Source organism: Pseudomonas sp. 9.1(2019), assembly GCF_009910445.1.
GTDB lineage: Bacteria > Pseudomonadota > Gammaproteobacteria > Pseudomonadales > Pseudomonadaceae > Aquipseudomonas > Aquipseudomonas paraversuta.
Map to the genome: position 1 here is coordinate 1 of NZ_VBWF01000009.1, position 18,364 is coordinate 18,364.

Genomic DNA, 18,364 nt, shown 5'->3' on the forward strand with positions numbered 1-18,364 from the left:
CGTGAAACGGCTACCCGCACGCCCACCCGACAATCCCTTGAAGTCCAGACCCAGCAATGGCGTAAAGACGGCAAGCTGACCCAGCGCGAACTGACCCGTGACGGTGTTCTGGTCCGGAGTGAAAGCTTCGACTACGATCTGCGCGGACGGATGATTGCTCACCGTCTGCACGGTGAGGATTTACCGCAGGATGCCCACGGCAAAACCTACCGCGAGCAGCACTTTCAATACGACGCCCTAGACAATATTCGTCGACTGGAAACGGTCTTTACCGACGCCAGTTCCAACAATGTCAGTACATTTACCTATGACCCCGCCGATCTCACCCAGCTGCTCAGTGTCAGCCACAGCCGCGCCGATTACCCGGCACCGGTAACCCTGGAGTACGACGCGCTGGGCAATTTACTGAAGGATGAACGGGGTAATCCGCTGCACTACGATGCCCTGGGCCGACTCATTGGCGTCACCCTGCCTACCGGCCAGCGCCGCTGGCACTACGGCCCGGCGGGCAACATCATCAAGACCGAGGACACTAATGGCCCGCGTTGGCGTTACCACACCGGCGGTCAACTCAGTTGCGAGGTGGGTGAAACCACCCAGACCCGCTGGGTGCGGGCCGGTGACGTTCCGGTGGCTGAAAGCCGTCTTGCAACGGCGGTGCGCGAAGTGATGCTGCTGGGCACCGACGCCCAGGGTTCGATAACCACTGAGGCCAACGACGGGATCAATGCCCCGGTCTACGGCGCCTACGGCCAGAGCCAGCCCGGCACCAGCCGACTGGGCTACGCCGGCGAATTGCGCGAACAGGACAGCGGCTGGTACTTCCTGGGCGATTACCGCATCTATAACCCGGTGCTGATGCGTTTTCACAGCCGTGACAGCCTCAGCCCCTTCGGCGAAGGCGGGCTCAATGGCTATGCCTACTGCGCCGGGGATCCGGTCAACCGCATCGACCCGTCGGGGCATTCGTGGCTGGACTGGCTGTTGCCGGCGGCCGGCATCGCCCTGGCCGTAATCGGCACCGTGGCCTCCCTGGGTGCATTGGCGGCGCCCACTGCGGCGCTGACCGCCAGCTATGTAACGGCGGTCACCACCGCGACCCTGAGCGTGGTGTCGCTGGCAGCGGACGTGGCCTCGATAGCCTTGCTGGCCAGCGGCAATGAAAACGCCGGGCGGATTCTGGGCTGGGTGGGCATGGCAACGGGGCTGGCCTCGGCGGCCCCGTCGATGGCCGGGGCTGCCGCCAAGGGGGTCAAAAAGGCCGGGAAGTTCGTGGGCAGCTGGCAGCACAAACTGCAGCATGCCGGGGGAGCTCCAGGAGGGGGGCGGGCTTTTAACCCTGCGACGCTTCAGCACTCAGCTTTAAATGCAATGGCCCCTAAGGAAGCCTGGCTTGCTACTCGCAGTATGAACCCTTCAGGAGGAGCAAATAATATTATGTACGCTGCTGCTCAACGGTACAGCAGCGTCAGTAGGGAAACTTCTATAGAAGTTCGAAACTTTTACAGGCTCAACCCGACGAAGGCTGCGTTGCCACAGAACACTATTCCATCCACGACCGTTAGAAGTATGGATGGCATTACCGTGATGCCTGTTTTTCAGAACAATCCGGATTATGTTAATGATGTCAGGCAAATAGCTGCCAACATACACCCGGCGTATCCACCTGAGGTCTTGCAGGGCTACAACATAAACACTAACTCTCTAGCCATCACCGCCCCTGAGTTTTACGAAGCGACATTTATTCGTACGCATATATGGGATCTGCCTTACGAAAATGATTTTGTGAAATATGTAACCCAGGATGGATTATGGATAAGGGATCAAACCAGATGGCAGGAGAACTTTATGCTCTGGCGTCTCTAGGAAAGTCTTGACTCGCCACCATTTTTTATATTCCAGCCTTTTGGGAATTCAAAAAATGGTGGCCCACCAAAAGTCAGGTTTGAGCAAGGGCTGACTACGGTTGCCAGCATACTCGCCATCAACGATGTGCATTTGTCTGATGCGCAGCCCGATCGAGGTGTTCAGACCAGACGGCTCCTTGAGCAAAGCCGGTTTTTTTGAATATTGAAGTGTTACCGGAGACGGCAGTACCTATCTGAAAATGATGGGTACTGCCGTACGCTTTGGTTCGAATCTCCAGCCATCAGGCACTGGAACGTCCGGTGGCCTGCCAGCAATCAGCCTCTTTGTGGTTTTCTTGATTCAATATTTTTTCTTGAACAGCCACTTTCTCCGTGATTTTGCGCATCACCGACGCGCCCCCTCCCACAATCAACAATGGTTGGGCATCTTCCCCACGTATTAAAAGATACTTTTTGTGCCGCCCCCCCCCTACAACACTTGCTCATTGTTAGCCCTCAGCGAGGGACCCTATTTTGCTACCCCTTTCTAGCGAAACAAGGAGTAAGACACATGACTGAGCACACCTCCGTACCCCTATCCGCCGCCAGCCTGCTCAGCAGCGGCGACGTATATTCCGGGGCCTACAACTTTATGAGCAGCATCAGTGCCGGGGTCGATGCGCGCACCGGTGCGTTCTCTGCATCGATCAGCCTGCCCACCGGCGCCGCCAACGATTTGCGCGGCCCTATCAGCCAGTTGCGCCTGAGCCATAGCCCGCTGATGACTGCCGATCAGGGCTTTGGTCAGGGCTGGATGCTCGGCACCACTTCCTGGGATGGAGCCAGCCAGCAACTGCAACTCAATTCCGGCGAGCGCTTTCGCGGTGAGATTGTCGGTCAGAGCATGCGCTTCCCGGATGTGCGCTTGCCGGTAGTTGCAGTGGCCGTTCAGCGTCAGGAAATGTGGGTCACGCATAACGATGGCAGCTGTGAACGCCTGATCCCGCTGGCCGGACACCCCAGCCTGTGGGTAGTCAGCACCCTGGTGGGGGCCGATGGCAGCGCCCTGAATTTTGACTGGCGTTCGGTCGGCAATGGGGCGTACCTGCAAAAAGTCAGCGATGCCCAAGGCCGCACGGTGCTGGCACTGGCCTACGAGGGCGTAACAACCCGTCTGACGTTGCAACCGGATACCCCCGCACAGGTGGTGATGTCATTTCATCGGGTCTCCGGGCTGTTGCGCCGGGTAACGGTGGACGGCCTTCCCGACAGTGGCTGGCAGTTTGAGTACAGCACTGCGACTTCCGGATTACTGCTGCTGAGCAAATGTACCCAGCCCACCGGCAGCACCGAGGAAGTGACCTACAGCGAAGCCAACGGCCTCAACCTGCCTGCAGGGGCGCCGTTTGCGCGGATGCCGGTGGTCAGTCAGACCCGCAAGGACCCGGGGGACGGCCAGCCGGTGCAACTGGTTCGTTATGACTACGGTCTGTATGGCAGCAACAACTATTTTGGCTGGCCGGCAGTGCGTCAGTGGCGCAACCGCGAGGACAATCTCTATCACCTGACCGGTGCCGGCGATTTTCTTTATGGCTCCACCGAAACCCTGATGGATGCCCGGGGCACGCCCCTGCAAACCATCAGCCGCACCTTTAACCGCTTCCACCTGCTGACCCGCGAACGCACCTTGCAGGGCCAGACCCTGCAGGAAACCGAAACCACCTATTACGACGAGCCCTGGCTGCCCATTGCCCGGCAACTGCCTTACTTCCAGTTCCCGCGCAAGGTCATTACCCGCAAGGCGCAGCTGGATGGCCAACGGGTGCTGCGAGAACTAGTTACCGAAGAAGAAACCCGCTACGACGAGCTGGGTAACCCGGTGTGGCACCGCAATGCATTGGGGGCCGTTGAAGAGTCCGAGTACTATCCGGTAACCGGTGAGAGCGACGACTGCCCGGCCGACCCTCTGGGCCGCATCGCCCGTCTGAAAAGTCGTACGGTCAGTCCGCCACCCGGCACCGAAGGCCCGGTCAAGCAGACCCGCTACCGTTATCAGGCGCTGCCGGTACGTCAGGATGCTCCGGCGTTTGCCTTGCCTACCTTTGTTCAAAGCAGCGAGGAACAGCTACTGCTGGTCGAAGGTGAAAAATTTAGTGAGCTGGGCCGCTCGACGCAAAATTTCATTAACGATCCGGCCTCGCCCCATCACGCTCGCATGCTCAGCGAAACCCAGACGGTAGAGGGTAAAAGCACTACCCGGGCCTACAGCTACAGCCTGACCCAAGCCCCAAACGCCCGCTCTCTTGAGCGCGCAGTCCTGCAGGAAAATGTGACAGTCACCGGGCACGATGGGCACTCAACTGTTGCCCAATCCTCACAGGATCTGTACTCGGGCCTGATGGTCACCGAGCAGACCGACGAGCAGCTGCGCATGGCCTTTGCCCACGATGCCCTGGGGCGTGTGACTCAGGAAGTCGCGGCCCCGGATTCAGCCTTCGAGGCCAAGGTCAACTGGGCCTATTCCTTGTCAGCGAACGAGCGCTGCCAGACCCGAATCGGCGCTTCCGGGCGTAAGGAAACTGTCTGGCTCGATGGCATGGCCCGGGAAATCCGCCGGGAAAAACAGACCGACAGCGGTGAGACCTATACCGCCTGGACCGCGGAATATGACGTGCTGGGCCGGGTGTTCCGTGAAACGACTTACGATCCCGGTAACGAAGACGTTCCGGCCCTGAGCCTGACCACTGAACGCACCTTTGATGACTGGGGCAATGTGCTGACCGCAACCGGCGCGGACGGTGTCACTCAACACACCCTGGCCGACCCGGTAGCCCTGACCGGCAGCAGCTGGCAGACCGACGCCAAGGGCGTGGCCGGGGCCAAAACCGTGACCACCCATACCCTGGATGGCAAGCCGCTGACCGAGAGACTGTATTGCGCAGACGGCGTACTTCAGCACGAACTGAGCTGGACCTATGACGGCTTGGGCCGCTGTATCAGCCAGTCCGATGCCATGGGCCTGGAGACCCGCCAAGAATGGGATGTGCGGGACCGACTACTGTCCACCACCCTGCCCGACGGCAGTGTCATCAAGCGCACCTACGCCGAAGGCCATGACGGTGAATTGCCGGCCACGGTATCGATCACTCATCCGTCTTTGGGCACTAATGAAGTACTGCTGGGCGAGCGTAAATATGACGGTCTGGGCCGACTGGTGTGGGAAAAGGTCGGGCAGAGTGTCTCTGAATGGGAATATGCCGAAGGCGAAATTCACGCCCATAGCCAAATCCTGCCCGACGGTACCCGGGTGAAGAGTGAGCGCCAACCGGAACTGGGCGGTGCATTGCTGTCGCTGCAAGCCCCCGGCATCAGCGTGTTCAATCAATACGATCCGCTAAGCGGCCTTTTACTGGAATCCCGGGGCAATCTGGGTCTGCAAAAAGATCACTGGTCACCGTCCGGCCAATTGAGCAAAGCCGACTACGCCTGGCACGGCGATCAGCCGCGCTCGCAACAGCAAAGCACCACCCCGGCGGGCACAGTGACGCGCCTGACCGATGCCGACGGTGCCGAACAGCGCTGCCAGTACGACGAATTGGGTCGCTTGATTCAACAGCAAGGCCCTGACGTCACGGTGACCCTCTCCTACGATGCGGCCTCGCGGATTCACCAGCAGCGAACCCAATCAAACGATGGCTCGCGGGATATGACCGTAACCCTGGGCTACGACAGCCTGGGTCGCCCGGCCCGTCGTGAAACGGCTACCCGAACGCCGAATGCACAGCATGTAGAAGTGCAGACCCAGCAATGGCGTAAAGACGGCAAGCTTGCGCAGCGTGAACTGACCCGTGACGGTGTTCTGGTCCGTAGTGAAAGCTTCGACTACGACCTGCGCGGACGGATGATTGCCCATCGCCTTGCAGGCCCGTCGTTACCCGAAGATGCCCACGGCAAAACCTACCGAGAGCAACACTTCCAGTACGACGCCCTCGACAATATTCGTCGACTGGAAACGGTGTTTGCCGACGCCAGCGCCAACAATGTCAGTACATTTACCTATAACCCTGCCGACCTCACCCAACTGCTTAGCCTCAGCCACAGCCGAAGCGATTACCCGGCACCGGTAACCCTGGAGTACGACGCGCTGGGTAATCTCAAACGCGACGAGCGCGGTAATCCACTGCACTACGACGCCCTGGGCCGACTGATCGGGGTAACCCTGCCTACCGGCGAGCGCCGCTGGCACTACGGCCCGGCGGGCAACATCATCAAGACCGAAGACTCTACCGGCCCGCGCTGGCGTTACCACACCGGCGGCCAGCTCAGCTGTGAGATGGGTGAAAACACCCAGACCCGCTGGGTACGGGCCGGTGACGTCCCGGTGGCAGAAAGCCGACTGGCATCGGCAGTGCGCGAAGTCATGCTGCTGGGCACCGACGCCCAGGGTTCGATAACCACTGAGGCCAACGACAGCCTGAACACCCCGGTCTACGGCGCCTACGGCCAGAGCCAGCCCGGCACCAGCCGACTGGGCTACGCTGGCGCCCTGCGCGAACAGGACAGCGGCTGGTACTTCCTGGGCGATTACCGCATCTACAACCCCGCACTGATGCGTTTCCACAGCCGTGACAGCCTCAGCCCCTTCGGCGAAGGCGGGCTCAATGGCTATGCCTATTGCGCCGGGGATCCGGTCAACCGCATCGATCCATCGGGCCACTCGTGGCTGGACTGGCTGTTGCCGGCGGCCGGCATCGCCCTGGCCGTGATCGGCACCGTGGCCTCCCTGGGTGCGTTGGCCGCGCCTACAGCGGCGCTGACCGCTAGCTATGTAACGGCCGTCACCACCGCGACCTTGAGTGTGGTGTCGCTGGCAGCGGATGTGGCCTCGATAGCCTTGCTGGCCACCGGCAATGAAAACGCCGGGCGGATTCTGGGCTGGGTGGGCATGGCAACCGGGCTGGCCTCGGCGGCCCCGTCTATGGCCGGGGCTGCCGCCAAGGGGGTCAAAAAGGCCGGCAAGTTTGTGGGCAGCTGGCAGCATAAATTGCAACATGCAGGGGGCGCTCCGGGGGGTAACCGGGCGTTTCCCGGCAGGGCTCATCGAGTGGCAACGAGCGCCCCACCCCCGCAAATGCAAAATATGAACTTTGCCTATTTACTGGAACAAACACCGATCCGGGACAGCTTTTTGCCGCACTTGTCCCGTGGTGACTTGCAGAACATAGGACAGACCAACAGAGCCAATAGAGCCGCCGTATATAATCCGACATCAAGCACGGCGGTCCAGCCATTAGAGCTGCCTTTTTCCGGGACCAGAGGTATGGAAAATGGAATACAGGTCGAGTACCGGAGGCCGGTTATCAACAACCCAAACTATGTCAACGAAGTGAGACAAATCATTACTGGCAATCACCCGCAGTATTATCCTTGGCAGGTTGCTGTTGAAACAGGTATTAACAACCCGTCCCGATTAAGAATTGTAGAGGCCTCGACTTACCAGGCTTACGAAACAGCAAGGGCTGCGGGTAACAGGTCCTGGCCAACAGGCTTCCAGAATTTTGAAGACGATTACAAATGGTTTGGCCCTCAGGGGGAACTTATGCGCAGAGGATGGGCCAATCGAATGCTGTAAGGGTTTCGATGGGCAACTTTTGATCCATTAAGTTTTTATTCCCCCTCCATCCGGCAATACCGCCAGCACAGCCCAATGCCTCGCATTGGGCTGTGCTGTTTAAAACCTGCTGTTGAAACGACCTGGTCTTTTTAGACACTAAAGACCTTGCCCGTTGTTCGCTATATAGCGGCCACTCCAGGCCGCAACCGGATACGACTTATGGCAAATTGAACGGGGTCACGATCTGCACCTGTGACGGGCTTATCGGACCTGCTTTCCATACCCGGTGATAGTGCAGGATATGCAGGAACACATGCCGGGCATCGACCTGCAGGTTGTGATCGATGATTGCGGCAATTTTTTCTTCGGCCAGCAATTGCCGGTTTTCTTCATCCAGATCATGCCCGATAAACACTTGCAGCGGCCGTCCAAGGGCGGCGAAAGCATCGACAATCGCCCGGTTGCCACCGCCCACGCTGTACACCGCCTGCAATCGCGGATGCTGTTCCAGGGCCAGGGTCACGCGGGCAAAGGTCGGTTCGTAGACCCCGAGCCCTTCACTGATGTCCAGTACCCGCAGGTGCGGCGCCCGCCCACGCAACCACATGCGAAAGCCCATTTCACGTTCTTCCTCGCCGCGAAAACGTTCGCTGCTGATCACCACCGCCACCTCTTGCGCCTCCGTACCCAGCCAGCGTGACAGCAAGTACGCTGCGGTTTGCCCGGCGTTGCGGTTGTCCATGCCGACGTACGCGATGCGATCACTCTGGGGTAAATCGGTGACCAGGGTCACCACCGGAATCCCGGCCGCCACCAGCCGGTTGACCGCAAGGTTGATCAATGGCTCATCCGCCGCCTTGAGCACCACCCCCTGACTGCCCTTCTCTGCGCAGCGCCGGATCAAGTCGTGCATGGCCTGGGGGTCGATCTCTTCGAACAGATGAAAACGCGGCGAAATACGAAACGGCGCCATGCTGCTCAGCTGTGCCGATATGGCTTCTTTTACCGCCGTACTGAAGCGCTCCGGGGTGTGCAGGATGACGTCGACATGAAAAGTGCGACCCATCGCCAGGCCACTTTTCTCCTGAGCTTCCAGCTCGCCCAGGGCCTGCTCGATACGCCGTTGAGTCTGCTGATGAAAACTGCCGCGCTGGTGCAGCACGCGGTCGACCGTGGCTTTGCTGACACCGGCCTGGGTAGCAATTTGCTTGATGGAGAAACGCTTGGCACGGCTGAGCATGATAATCCCCGGGCTTTTTCTTGAGGTTTTTATGAGGTCTTTTCTGCCAGTTATGAGGCTTGGCTGATGCTAGTCTCGGTTTCACGAGGTGTCACCCGACGATCTCGACAACAATAAAAAACCGCAGGAGACGTTCATGTCTGAAGCCGATTTTTCCACCCAGTTCGCAGGCCGTTTTTTTGTCGTTACCGGCAGTACTCAAGGCCTCGGCGCAGCCGTGGCCCATACCCTGGCGCGTCGCGGTGCAGCCGGGCTGATCATTTGCGGGCGCAGCCGTGACAAAGGCGCCGAGCAGGTGCGCCAGCTGGCACAACTGGACTGCCAGGCCTTTTTCGTCGAGGCCGACATGGAGCGTGTGGAAGATTGTCGCGCCGTGATCGAAGCCGCACGCAAACATTTCGGCACCTTGCACGGGTTGGTCAACTGCGCAGGCATGTCTGACCGAGGCAGCATTCTCGACACTTCGCCAGAACTGTTCGACCGCATCTTCGCAGTCAATGTGCGGGCACCGTTTTTCCTTATGCAAGAAGCCATCAAGCTGATGATCCGCCAGGGTGTTGAAGGCGCCATCGTCAATATCCAGAGCGTCAGCGGCCATGGCGGCCAATCGTTTCTCTCGGCTTACTCGACGTCCAAGGGCGCACTGGCGATCCTCACCAGGAACGTGGCCTTCAGCACCCTGCGCAACCGGATCAGGGTCAACGGTCTGAATATCGGCTGGATGGACACCCCCCACGAAGACCAGATCCAGCGCCAATACCACGGCGCACAGGATGGCTGGCTGGCCGAAGTGGAACAGTCGATGCCGTTCGGCCGGCTGCTCAAGCCTGAAGAAGTCGCCCGCAGCGTGGCCTTTTTGCTGTCCGCTGAGTCCGGAATGATGACCGGCTCGGTGATTGACCTGGAGCAAGGCGTGATGGGCTGTGGTGACGGTTCAACCCCGCGCCCGGACGCACCTTTGGCATTGGGTGATGCATGACCGGCGCCAGCGCTTTCGTCCGCCAGAGTGCAGTGGCTCTGAGTGACTTTGCCGCGCTGTGCGGGCAGTCTGCCAAAGCCGCGGATTACCCGGGTTGCGCCGGGGTCCAGAGCAATGTGGTGATCTATCACGCCGATACGCTACACAAGGCATTGCGTGACGACCCGCTACCGCTGATGAACCAGCTGCACCATTTGTTGCGCCATGGCCCCGGGGTGCTGGTGGTGCGCCAGGCCTATGGCGATCTGCAAGTGGTCGATCGCCATAGCCGGGTATTCGAAGCGATTCTTGCCCGCCAGGCACAGGCCGCAACCGGTGCCGATCATTTCGCCAAAGCAGGGAGCAACGGTCGCATATGGAACTCCCTGCAAAAGGCGGCGCTGTATTCACCCGAGTCGTTTATCGAGTACTACGCCAACCCTCTGATCGGGCTGATTGCCGAGGCGTGGCTGGGGCCGCATTTCCAGATCACGGCCCAGGTCAACGTGGTGCATCCCGGCGGCCAGGCGCAGCAGCCCCACCGTGATTATCACCTGGGTTTTCAGTCGGTGGACGAGGTGCAAAGGTACCCGTTGCCACTGCATGTGCTGTCGCAGTATCTGACCTTGCAGGGCGCCATCGCCCACACCGACATGCCGCTGGAAACCGGGCCGACCCTGTTGCTGCCGTTTTCCCAGCAATATGACTTGGGGTATCTGGCATGGCGGGACGAGGCATTTATCGACTACTTCAACCAGCACGCGGTGCAACTGGCGCTGAGCAAGGGCGATATGCTTTTTTTCAACCCGGCGCTGTTTCACGCCGCCGGCAGCAACCACACCGCCAACTGCCAGCGCATGGCCAATCTGCTGCAAATCAGTTCGGCGTTCGGTAAGACCATGGAAAGCCTGGACCGCGAAAGCATGATGCTGGCGCTCTATCCGGCGCTGCTCAAGGGGCTGCAACAGGATGAACTGGACGCCCGGGATCTGGCGGCAGTGATTGCTGCGGTCGCTGACGGCTATGCATTCCCCACCAACCTGGACACCGACCCGCCGCTTCACGGCCTGGCACCGCAGACCGGGCAGCAGTTGATGCTTGAGGCCCTGAACAAGCGCTGGTCGTATGAAGTCTTTGCGCAACAGGTCAGCCTGATGCGCAGCAAGCGTCAGGCCTGATCACCTTCGATACCACCCAACGGAATGATCTGCGCGCTGCCATGCCGCACCCCGCGTTCGGCCATGACGTGGCGCGCCAGTTCCGAAACTTCGCCAATGCTGCCCTTGAGCACCGACACTTCCATGCATTTGCCCTGATCCAGATGCACATGCAGGGTCGAGAGGGTCAGGTCATGGTGCTCATGGAAGGCGGTGTTCAAACGCTTGGACAACTCCCGGGTGCCGTGATCGTAGACATAGCTCAAGGTGGCCACGCAGGGCTCCTGCGGGTTGCGGTTCTGCGGTTCCAGCAAACCGGCGCGCAATAAATCGCGAATGGCTTCGGAGCGTCCCTGATAACCGTGGGTGCCAACCCGCTGGTCAATCGCAGTCAGCAAGGCATCGTCCAGCGTGATTGTGACCCTCTGCATCTAATCGGCCTCGCAGTTATGATCTTTTGACATAGACTTCATACCCAATGAGTGGACAGGCCAGCGGCCATCAACCTGAGGGAGACGCAGTGTGGAGCAGTCAAGGATGAAAAAACAACTTGCCTTATGGATGTCCGGAGTCTGCCTGAGTATGGGCCTGATCGCAGCCCACGCCGCCGACCCGGCCCCCACCCTCACCTATTCGTGGCCGACCAATGCCGGGCCGCTTGACCCCCGGGGTTACTCGCCAAACCAGATGTACGCCCAGGCCATGGTCTATGAGCCCCTGGTGCGGTACACCGACAAGGGCACGCTGGAACCCTGGCTCGCCACCCAATGGACAGTCTCGCCGGACGGCAAAACCTACACCTTTACCCTGCGTGACGCGGTGACCTTCAGCGATGGCAGCCCGTTCAATGCGGCCGCCGCCAAAGCCAGTCTGGACGCCGTACTGGCCAACAGCAAACGCCATCAGTGGATGGAACTGGTCTCCACCCTGGAGGGTGTTGAAGCACCGGACGAGCACACCCTGGTGCTCAAGCTGAAACACCCTTACTACCCGACCCTGATGGAACTGGCGCAAGTGCGCCCGCTGCGCTTCGGCGCACCACACGCCAAACCGGGTGCACCGGTGGGCACCGGGCCCTGGATCCTGGCGCAAACCCGACGCGGCGAATACGACCGCTTCGAGCGCAACGAACGCTATTGGGGGGCCAGACCGGCTTACGGCTCAGTGCTGGTGAAGGTCATCTCCGACCCCGACAGCCGCGCCATTGCCTTGCAGACCGGGGAGCTGGATCTGATTCAGGGCGCCGAGGGTGAAATCTCCCCCGGGACCTTTGTGCGCCTGCGCGACTCAGGTTTCAACACCGCCATTTCCGCGCCCCTGGCTACCCGTTCGGTGGCGATGAACACCGGCCTGGCCCCCACCAACGAACTGGCGGTGCGCCAGGCGATCAATCAGGCCGTGGACAAGGACACCATCATCGCCAAGGTCCTGCATGGTCTGGAACCCCGTGCCGACGCCCTGTTTTCCAACAACATGCCGTACACCGATCTGGGCCTCAAGGCCGCGCCCTACGACCCGCAGCAAGCGCGCCAGACCCTGCTGGCCGCCGGCTGGAAAGCCCCGTCGGGCAAGGGCATCCTTGAGAAGGACGGTCAGCCCCTGAGCATCGAACTGGTGTTTCTGGGCACCAGCGCCCTGCAAAAAAGCCTGGCCGAAATCATCCAGGGCGAGCTGGCCAAGGTCGGAATCGAGGTCAAGCTGCGGGCCGAGGAAGACGGCGCGCTGGTGCAGCGCCAGCGTGAAGGCCGCTTCGGCATGATCTTCGCCGATACCTGGGGCGCGCCTTACGACCCGCACTCCTTTGTCAGCTCCATGCGCTATGCCGGGCACGCCGACTATATGGCCCAGCGCGGCCTGCCGATGAAGGATGCCATCGACGCCAGGATCGCCGAAGTCCTGGGCCAGACCGATGAGCAACAGCGCGCCGAAGGCTACCGCGAAATCCTCACCACCCTGCACGATCAGGCGGTGTATTTGCCGATTTCCTATCTGACCGCCATCAGTGTCAGCCGCAACAATGTGGCTAACGTCCAGTTCGGCAGCACGCTGTTCGACGTGCCGTTCGAAGTCATGCACCCAGCCACCGGGAAGCCCTGAGCCATGCTGCGCTATATCATTTTGCGTCTGGTACTGCTGATCCCGGTGCTGCTGGGGGTGTCGCTGATCGTGTTCATCCTCCTGCACCTGGGCAATGGCGACCCGGCCCTGGATTACCTGCGCCTGTCGCAGATCCCGCCGACCGACACAGCACTGGCAGAGGCACGCCAGGCTTTGGGGCTGGATCGCCCGCTGCCCGAGCAGTACATCAGCTGGCTGTGGAATGCCCTGCACCTGGACTTCGGCACCTCCTACATCACCGGCCGCCCGGTGCTGGACGACCTGCTGTATTACCTGCCGGCCACTCTGCAACTGGGTGGCCTGGCCCTGCTCACCACTCTGCTCATGAGCATCCCGCTGGGCCTGGCCGCCGCGCGCTGGAAAGGCCGCTGGCCGGATCAGGTGGTGCGTTTCATCACCTTTATCGGTGTGTCGATGCCCAACTTCTGGCTGGCCTTTTTGCTGATCGCCCTGTTCTCCCTGTGGCTGGGCTGGTTGCCGCCGATGGGGCGTGGCGGGCCGCAGCACTTGCTGATGCCGGTACTGGCCATCGCGCTGATGTCGATGTCGATCAACGCCCGCCTGCTGCGCGCCAGCCTGCTGGATGTGCGCCAGCAGCGGCATGTGTTCTACGCCCGGGCCCGTGGCCTGAGCGAACGGCGGGTGTGGCGTGATCACATCCTGCGCAACGCCTGGATGCCGCTGGTGACCGCCACCGGCATGCATATCGGCGAACTGCTGGGGGGGGCATTAGTGATCGAAACCATCTTCGCCTGGCCCGGCGTCGGGCGCTTTGCGGTCAGTGCCGTGCTCAACCGCGACTTCCCGGTGATGCAGTGCTTCACCCTGTTGCTCACCACCCTGCTGGTGCTGTGCAACCTGGTGGTGGACATCTGCTACGCCTGGCTCGATCCGCGCACGCGTCTGTCGGGGGTGATGGCATGAGCACCTCAACCATGGCCTTGCCGGGTAAAAAACACGGGATGCGGGTCGGCTATCTGCTGGTCGGCCTGTTGCTGTTGATGGCACTGTTCGGGCCCTGGCTTGCGCCTTACGACGCGACCCTGGTGAGTCTGGATGATCGCCTGCTGCCCGCCAGCGCCAGCCACTGGCTGGGTACCGATCACCTTGGGCGCGACGTGCTTTCGCGCTTGATCGTCGGCACCCAGCTGTCCCTGGGCAGCGTGGTGCTGGTGCTGGCCCTGGTGCTGATCATGGGCGTGGTCATTGGCGGGATCGCCGGGATCGTTGGCGGCAAGGTCGACATGTTTCTGATGCGCCTGTGCGACATGTTCCTGACCTTCCCGACCCTGGTCCTGGCGTTCTTCCTGATTGCGCTGCTGGGCACCGGCCTGACCAACGTCATCATCGCCATCGCCCTGTCCCACTGGGCCTGGTACGCACGCATGGTGCGCGGCATGGTGCTGGCCCAGCGCAACCGCGACTATGTGCTGGCCTCACGCTTGGCCGGAGCCTCGCGCCTGACCCGTCTGCGCCAGCACGTGATGCCCAATGTGGTGGGACAGTTGCTGGTGCTGGCCTCGATGGATATCGGCCACATGATGCTGCACGTCTCGGGCCTGTCGTTCCTGGGTCTGGGCGTGAGCCCGCCGACTCCCGAATGGGGCGTGATGATCAACGACGCCAAGGAATTTATCTGGACCCAGCCGCAACTATTGCTGTGGCCGGGGCTGATGATTTTTATCTCGGTCATGGCCTTCAACCTGCTGGGCGACGCCTTGCGCGACCGGCTTGACCCCAGCGTGCTGGCGGAGATCAAGGAATGAAACATACCCTGAAAATCAGCGGCCTGACCCTCAAGCACCGGCAACGCACCCTGGTCGAGAGTGTCGAGCTGACCCTCAAGGCCGGCGAGGTGCATGCACTGGTGGGGGCCAGCGGTTCGGGGAAATCCCTGACCTGCCTGGGCATCCTCGACCTGTTGCCGCCCGGGGTGCACAGCAGCGGCGCCAGCCTGTTGCTGGACGGGCAGGCAGTTGCCGCCGCCAGCCTGCGCGGGCGCGAAGTGGCACTGGTACTGCAAAACCCGCGCAGTGCTTTCAACCCGGTCCGTTCACTGCGCCAGCACGCCTTGGAAACCCTGCAGGCGCGGGGCATACGGGGCGTCGACGCCGAGCAACTGATCCACGCCACCCTGCTTGAAGTCGGCCTGTTTGACGGCCAGCGGGTGCTCGATTCATTTGCCTTCCAGCTCAGCGGCGGCATGCTGCAACGGATGATGATTGCCCTGGCCCTGCTTGCCGACAGCCGATTCTTGCTGGCTGACGAGCCCACCAGCGATCTCGACGTGGTGGCCCAGGCGCGCTTTCTCGACCTGCTTGAACGACTGATGGTGCACCGTAATCTCGGGGTACTGCTGATCACCCATGACATGGGCGTCGTGGCCCGCTGCGCCGATCAGGTCACGGTCATGGCCCACGGCCGGATCGTCGAGCAGGCCGATGTGCATAGCCTGTTCCATGCCCCGCAGAGCCAGGAGGCGCGCACCCTGCTTGCGGCGCATCACTCGTTAACTATGGAGAGTTGCCCGGCATGAATTTATTCCAGATACGCAACCTCAGCCACGGCTATACCGCTGGCGCAATGTTCAGCAAACGGCATCGGGTGCAGGTGCTCAGCGAACTGAATCTGGACCTGCCCGAGGGCCAGAACCTTGGCCTGCTGGGGGGCAGCGGCAGCGGTAAAAGCACCCTCGCCCGCCTGTTGATGGGCCTGGAAAAGCCCGACCAGGGCAGCATCCACTTCAATGGCCAGGCGTTGCAGGGCACCCATCCGGAGTTTTTGCAGCGGGTGCAGATGGTGTTTCAGGATGCCCTCAGTGCTTTCAACCCCCAGCGCAGCATTGGCTGGAGCATTGCCGAGCCGTTGCGCCACCTTGCGGGCATGCACCGCGAGGCGTGCCAGGCCCGGGTTGAACAACTGTTGCAGCAGGTCAAACTCGAACCGGCCGACATCGACAAACTGCCGGCGCAACTCAGCGGCGGGCAGCTGCAAAGGGCCGGGATCGCCAGAGCCATGGCGGTTGGCCCGCAACTGATCATTCTTGACGAAGCCCTGTCCAACCTTGACCGGGTATTGCAGGTGCAGATTCTTGATTTGCTCGCAGAGGTGCGACGTGAATCCGGGACAGGGTTCTTGCTGATTACCCATGACCTGAGCCTGGTCCGGCGTTTTTGCCAGCGGGTGGTGGTGCTGGCCGACGGCAACCTGGTGGAAGACCGCGAAGTAACGCCGGGGATGCGCTTCGAGCATCCTGCGGCGCGCATTCTGCAGGAAGCCGTGCTGCCGGCGATGCCTGGGGCCCGACAGGTGGCCCCTCGCACGGCCAGCGCCTAGTCGCCGACCAGGCACGAAGCTGCGCCGGACTGCGCAGCAGCCCCCCGGGTGACGGGCTGCGCAGCCAGCCCCCGGGGATAGGGGGCTCAGGTCCCGCTTTTGACCTTGCTCCACAACCGGGTGCGTATCCGCTCCAGTTTGAGTGCCATGGGCTGAAGCGGGAACAGGGTCGCCATCACTGCCTCGGTCGGGTAAATATCAGTGTCATCGCGAATGACTTTGTCCACCAGCTCCCTGGCGTCCTGGTTGCCATTGGGGTATTTGAGGTGGTTAGAGGTACGGGCAATCACTTCGGGGCGCAGCATGTAATTGATAAACGCCAACCCCTGTTGCGGGTTAGGTGCATCATTGAGCAACACCAGGTTCTCGATCCAGATCGGTGCCCCTTCACGGGGGATGCTGTAGCCAATGGTGCGACCATTGCCAGCCGCCAGCGACGCCGTTTTCGCGTCCTGCACCCCGCCTGCCCAGCCCACCACCACGCAGACATTGCCATTGGCCAGATCGGTGATGAACCTCGACGAGTCAAAGTAACGGATATACGGCCGCACCTTGAGCAGCAATGCCTCGGCCTTTTGGTAATCCTGGGGGTTGCTGCTGTTTTGCGGCAGGCCAAGGTAATGCAGGGCAATGGAGATAATATCGCCCGGGGCATCAAGCATGGCCACGCCGCACTGGCTCAGTTTGCTGATGTTTTCTTCCTTGAAGATCAGGTCCCAGGAATCCACCGCAGCATCAGGACCGAGAGTCGCCCTGACCTTGTCCGCGTCGTAACCAATGCCCGTGGTGCCCCACAGATACGGCACCGCATAGCGATTACCGGGATCATTGTTTTGCATTTTCGCCAGAATGGCCGGGTCAAGGTGTGGCAGATTGGGTAACTGCGAGCGATCGAGCTCCTTCAGCACTCCGGCTTTTATCAAATTAGGCAGCACATCGTTGCTGGCGACCACCACGTCGTACCCGCTGCCTCCCACCATGAGTTTGCTCTGCATCACATCACTGCTGTCGTACACGTCATACACCGAGCTGATGCCGGTTTCAGCCTGGAAATTCTTCGTCGCATCCGGGGCAATAAAGTCATACCAGTTGTAGATATGCACCTGAGAATCCGCCGCCTGCACCTGGGCCAGACCGACACTCAACAGGGTGGCCAGGACCCAGTTGACACTGCGTTGACTTTTCATTGTGCAACTCCGGTCAGCAGCTCGCGGAGGCCATCTGGGTGGACGATCTGTTCGCCGGCAAGCAGCACACGGCGGTCCTTGAGATAGTCGTAATCACGGCGGGCGGACCTGAGCAGATCAAGGTCCAGCGCCACCACCTGTCGCACTTCTTCGCGTCCGGCCTCAAAGACCACCTGGCCATGGGGATCAACCACTGTACTGCCACCGGCAAATACCAGGCCGTCATCCCCTGCCCCGACGCGATTGACCATCACGGCAAAGATCTGGTTCTCCTGGGCCCGAGCCATGATGGCGGTACGATGCACCGCACCGTAGGGGTCCATATTGCCGTTGGTGACGATAATCAGATCAGCGCCCAGTTGCGCCAGCGCACGGCTGGTTTCGGGGAACTCGATGTCATAACAGATCAGCAAACCCACTCGAATCCCGCGCCATGGCACCGTGCTGAAACGATCGCCGGGGCAAAAATCACCGCGCTCGGTTGGCCACAGGTGGGTCTTGCGATAAGCCAGCGCTATGCCCTCGGGGGTCACCAGAACCGAGGTGTTGTAGTAGGTACCGTTGTGCTGTTCAGCCATGCCCAGCACCACCGAAACATCCCGCTCGCGCACGGCCTGCAACACCCTTTGCAGGGCCGGGCCATGCACAGGTTCGGCGACGCGGGCCAGCTCATCGGCGCCGACAAAGCCGCTCAGATGGGTCTCGGGGAACACCAGCAAATCGGTGCCGGCCTCACAAGTGGCGATGGCATTGAGGGTACGCGTCAGGTTATAAGCGGTGTCGCCGTCACGGCCTGCCAGTTGCATCAGTTCAATCTTCATCTCAGATCCTTGCACGGGGGATGAACCGAGTATGGAACGCGGCATCGCGCCAATAAATGACATCGATGGGGTAACCCCCTCTAGGT

At 60.9% G+C, this 18,364-nt stretch carries 13 protein-coding genes; 9 read left to right on the plus strand and 4 right to left on the minus strand.

Features of this window, described 5'->3' with window-relative positions; translation table 11 throughout:
• Together FEZ21_RS13295 and FEZ21_RS13300 are read left to right on the plus strand one after the other, a co-directional pair.
• Positions 1-1,866: RHS repeat domain-containing protein (locus FEZ21_RS13295; protein ID WP_160627416.1), on the plus strand; the 1,866-nt coding region annotated here is incomplete at its 5' end.
• Positions 1,867-2,418: 552 nt separating this feature from the next.
• Complete coding sequence (locus FEZ21_RS13300; protein WP_160627418.1) at positions 2,419-7,479, plus strand: RHS repeat-associated core domain-containing protein; 5,061 nt, start codon at positions 2,419-2,421, stop codon at positions 7,477-7,479.
• 199 nt (positions 7,480-7,678) lie between these two features.
• On the opposite strand, the gene FEZ21_RS13305 is transcribed toward FEZ21_RS13300, so the two are convergent.
• Positions 7,679-8,701: a LacI family DNA-binding transcriptional regulator gene (locus FEZ21_RS13305; RefSeq protein WP_127197076.1), complete on the minus strand. Its 1,023-nt coding sequence runs from the start codon at positions 8,699-8,701 to the stop codon at positions 7,679-7,681.
• Positions 8,702-8,837: 136 nt separating this feature from the next.
• Here FEZ21_RS13305 and FEZ21_RS13310 point away from each other — a divergent pair, with 136 nt between their 5' ends.
• Complete coding sequence (locus FEZ21_RS13310; RefSeq protein ID WP_003446400.1) at positions 8,838-9,680, plus strand: SDR family oxidoreductase; 843 nt, start codon at positions 8,838-8,840, stop codon at positions 9,678-9,680.
• The gene (locus FEZ21_RS13315) at positions 9,677-10,837 is read left to right on the plus strand and encodes a phytanoyl-CoA dioxygenase family protein (protein ID WP_160627420.1); all 1,161 of its coding nucleotides are present in this window, start codon (positions 9,677-9,679) and stop codon (positions 10,835-10,837) included. Before FEZ21_RS13310 ends, FEZ21_RS13315 begins: the two co-directional genes overlap by 4 nt.
• Here FEZ21_RS13315 and nikR read toward each other — a convergent pair.
• Positions 10,828-11,247, minus strand: a complete 420-nt coding sequence (gene nikR, locus FEZ21_RS13320; protein WP_003446397.1) for a nickel-responsive transcriptional regulator NikR — start codon at positions 11,245-11,247, stop codon at positions 10,828-10,830. The genes FEZ21_RS13315 and nikR overlap by 10 nt on opposite strands.
• Positions 11,248-11,353: 106 nt before the next feature.
• On the opposite strand from nikR, the gene nikA reads away from it, so the two are divergent.
• From nikA to FEZ21_RS13345, 5 genes are read left to right on the plus strand one after another with little or no spacing between them, the layout of a single operon-like run.
• Positions 11,354-12,913, plus strand: coding sequence for a nickel ABC transporter substrate-binding protein (nikA, locus tag FEZ21_RS13325; RefSeq protein WP_165439698.1), 1,560 nt, complete (start codon positions 11,354-11,356; stop codon positions 12,911-12,913).
• Positions 12,914-12,916: 3 nt separating this feature from the next.
• Positions 12,917-13,858: a nickel ABC transporter permease subunit NikB gene (nikB, locus tag FEZ21_RS13330; protein WP_003446393.1), complete on the plus strand. Its 942-nt coding sequence runs from the start codon at positions 12,917-12,919 to the stop codon at positions 13,856-13,858.
• Positions 13,855-14,700: a nickel ABC transporter permease subunit NikC gene (gene nikC / locus FEZ21_RS13335; protein ID WP_003446390.1), complete on the plus strand. Its 846-nt coding sequence runs from the start codon at positions 13,855-13,857 to the stop codon at positions 14,698-14,700. Before nikB ends, nikC begins: the two co-directional genes overlap by 4 nt.
• Entirely contained in the window at positions 14,697-15,470 is a 774-nt protein-coding gene (locus FEZ21_RS13340) for an ATP-binding cassette domain-containing protein (protein WP_160627424.1), read from the plus strand. The genes nikC and FEZ21_RS13340 overlap by 4 nt, the downstream gene beginning before the upstream one ends.
• Positions 15,467-16,270, plus strand: a complete 804-nt coding sequence (locus FEZ21_RS13345) for an ATP-binding cassette domain-containing protein (protein WP_003446388.1) — start codon at positions 15,467-15,469, stop codon at positions 16,268-16,270. The genes FEZ21_RS13340 and FEZ21_RS13345 overlap by 4 nt, the downstream gene beginning before the upstream one ends.
• 86 nt (positions 16,271-16,356) lie before the next feature.
• Here the strand turns inward: FEZ21_RS13345 and FEZ21_RS13350 are convergent, their stop codons facing one another.
• Both FEZ21_RS13350 and FEZ21_RS13355 read right to left on the minus strand, forming a co-directional pair.
• The gene (locus FEZ21_RS13350) at positions 16,357-17,457 is read right to left on the minus strand and encodes a polyamine ABC transporter substrate-binding protein (RefSeq protein ID WP_127197080.1); all 1,101 of its coding nucleotides are present in this window, start codon (positions 17,455-17,457) and stop codon (positions 16,357-16,359) included.
• Positions 17,454-18,278: a carbon-nitrogen hydrolase family protein gene (locus tag FEZ21_RS13355; protein WP_160627426.1), complete on the minus strand. Its 825-nt coding sequence runs from the start codon at positions 18,276-18,278 to the stop codon at positions 17,454-17,456. The genes FEZ21_RS13350 and FEZ21_RS13355 overlap by 4 nt, the downstream gene beginning before the upstream one ends.
• Positions 18,279-18,364: the final 86 nt, after the last annotated feature.

What these genes read in the sequence shown, in the direction of transcription:
- FEZ21_RS13345 (WP_003446388.1), top strand. Translation starts at nt 15,467, where the DNA reads ATGAATTTATTCCAGATACGCAACCTCAGCCACGGCTATACCGCTGGC.
- FEZ21_RS13300 (WP_160627418.1), top strand. Translation starts at nt 2,419, where the DNA reads ATGACTGAGCACACCTCCGTACCCCTATCCGCCGCCAGCCTGCTCAGC.
- nikC (WP_003446390.1), top strand. Translation starts at nt 13,855, where the DNA reads ATGAGCACCTCAACCATGGCCTTGCCGGGTAAAAAACACGGGATGCGG.
- FEZ21_RS13340 (WP_160627424.1), top strand. Translation starts at nt 14,697, where the DNA reads ATGAAACATACCCTGAAAATCAGCGGCCTGACCCTCAAGCACCGGCAA.
- nikA (WP_165439698.1), top strand. Translation starts at nt 11,354, where the DNA reads ATGAAAAAACAACTTGCCTTATGGATGTCCGGAGTCTGCCTGAGTATG.
- FEZ21_RS13355 (WP_160627426.1), bottom strand. Translation starts at nt 18,278, where the DNA reads ATGAAGATTGAACTGATGCAACTGGCAGGCCGTGACGGCGACACCGCT.
- FEZ21_RS13315 (WP_160627420.1), top strand. Translation starts at nt 9,677, where the DNA reads ATGACCGGCGCCAGCGCTTTCGTCCGCCAGAGTGCAGTGGCTCTGAGT.
- FEZ21_RS13310 (WP_003446400.1), top strand. Translation starts at nt 8,838, where the DNA reads ATGTCTGAAGCCGATTTTTCCACCCAGTTCGCAGGCCGTTTTTTTGTC.
- nikB (WP_003446393.1), top strand. Translation starts at nt 12,917, where the DNA reads ATGCTGCGCTATATCATTTTGCGTCTGGTACTGCTGATCCCGGTGCTG.
- FEZ21_RS13350 (WP_127197080.1), bottom strand. Translation starts at nt 17,457, where the DNA reads ATGAAAAGTCAACGCAGTGTCAACTGGGTCCTGGCCACCCTGTTGAGT.
- FEZ21_RS13305 (WP_127197076.1), bottom strand. Translation starts at nt 8,701, where the DNA reads ATGCTCAGCCGTGCCAAGCGTTTCTCCATCAAGCAAATTGCTACCCAG.
- nikR (WP_003446397.1), bottom strand. Translation starts at nt 11,247, where the DNA reads ATGCAGAGGGTCACAATCACGCTGGACGATGCCTTGCTGACTGCGATT.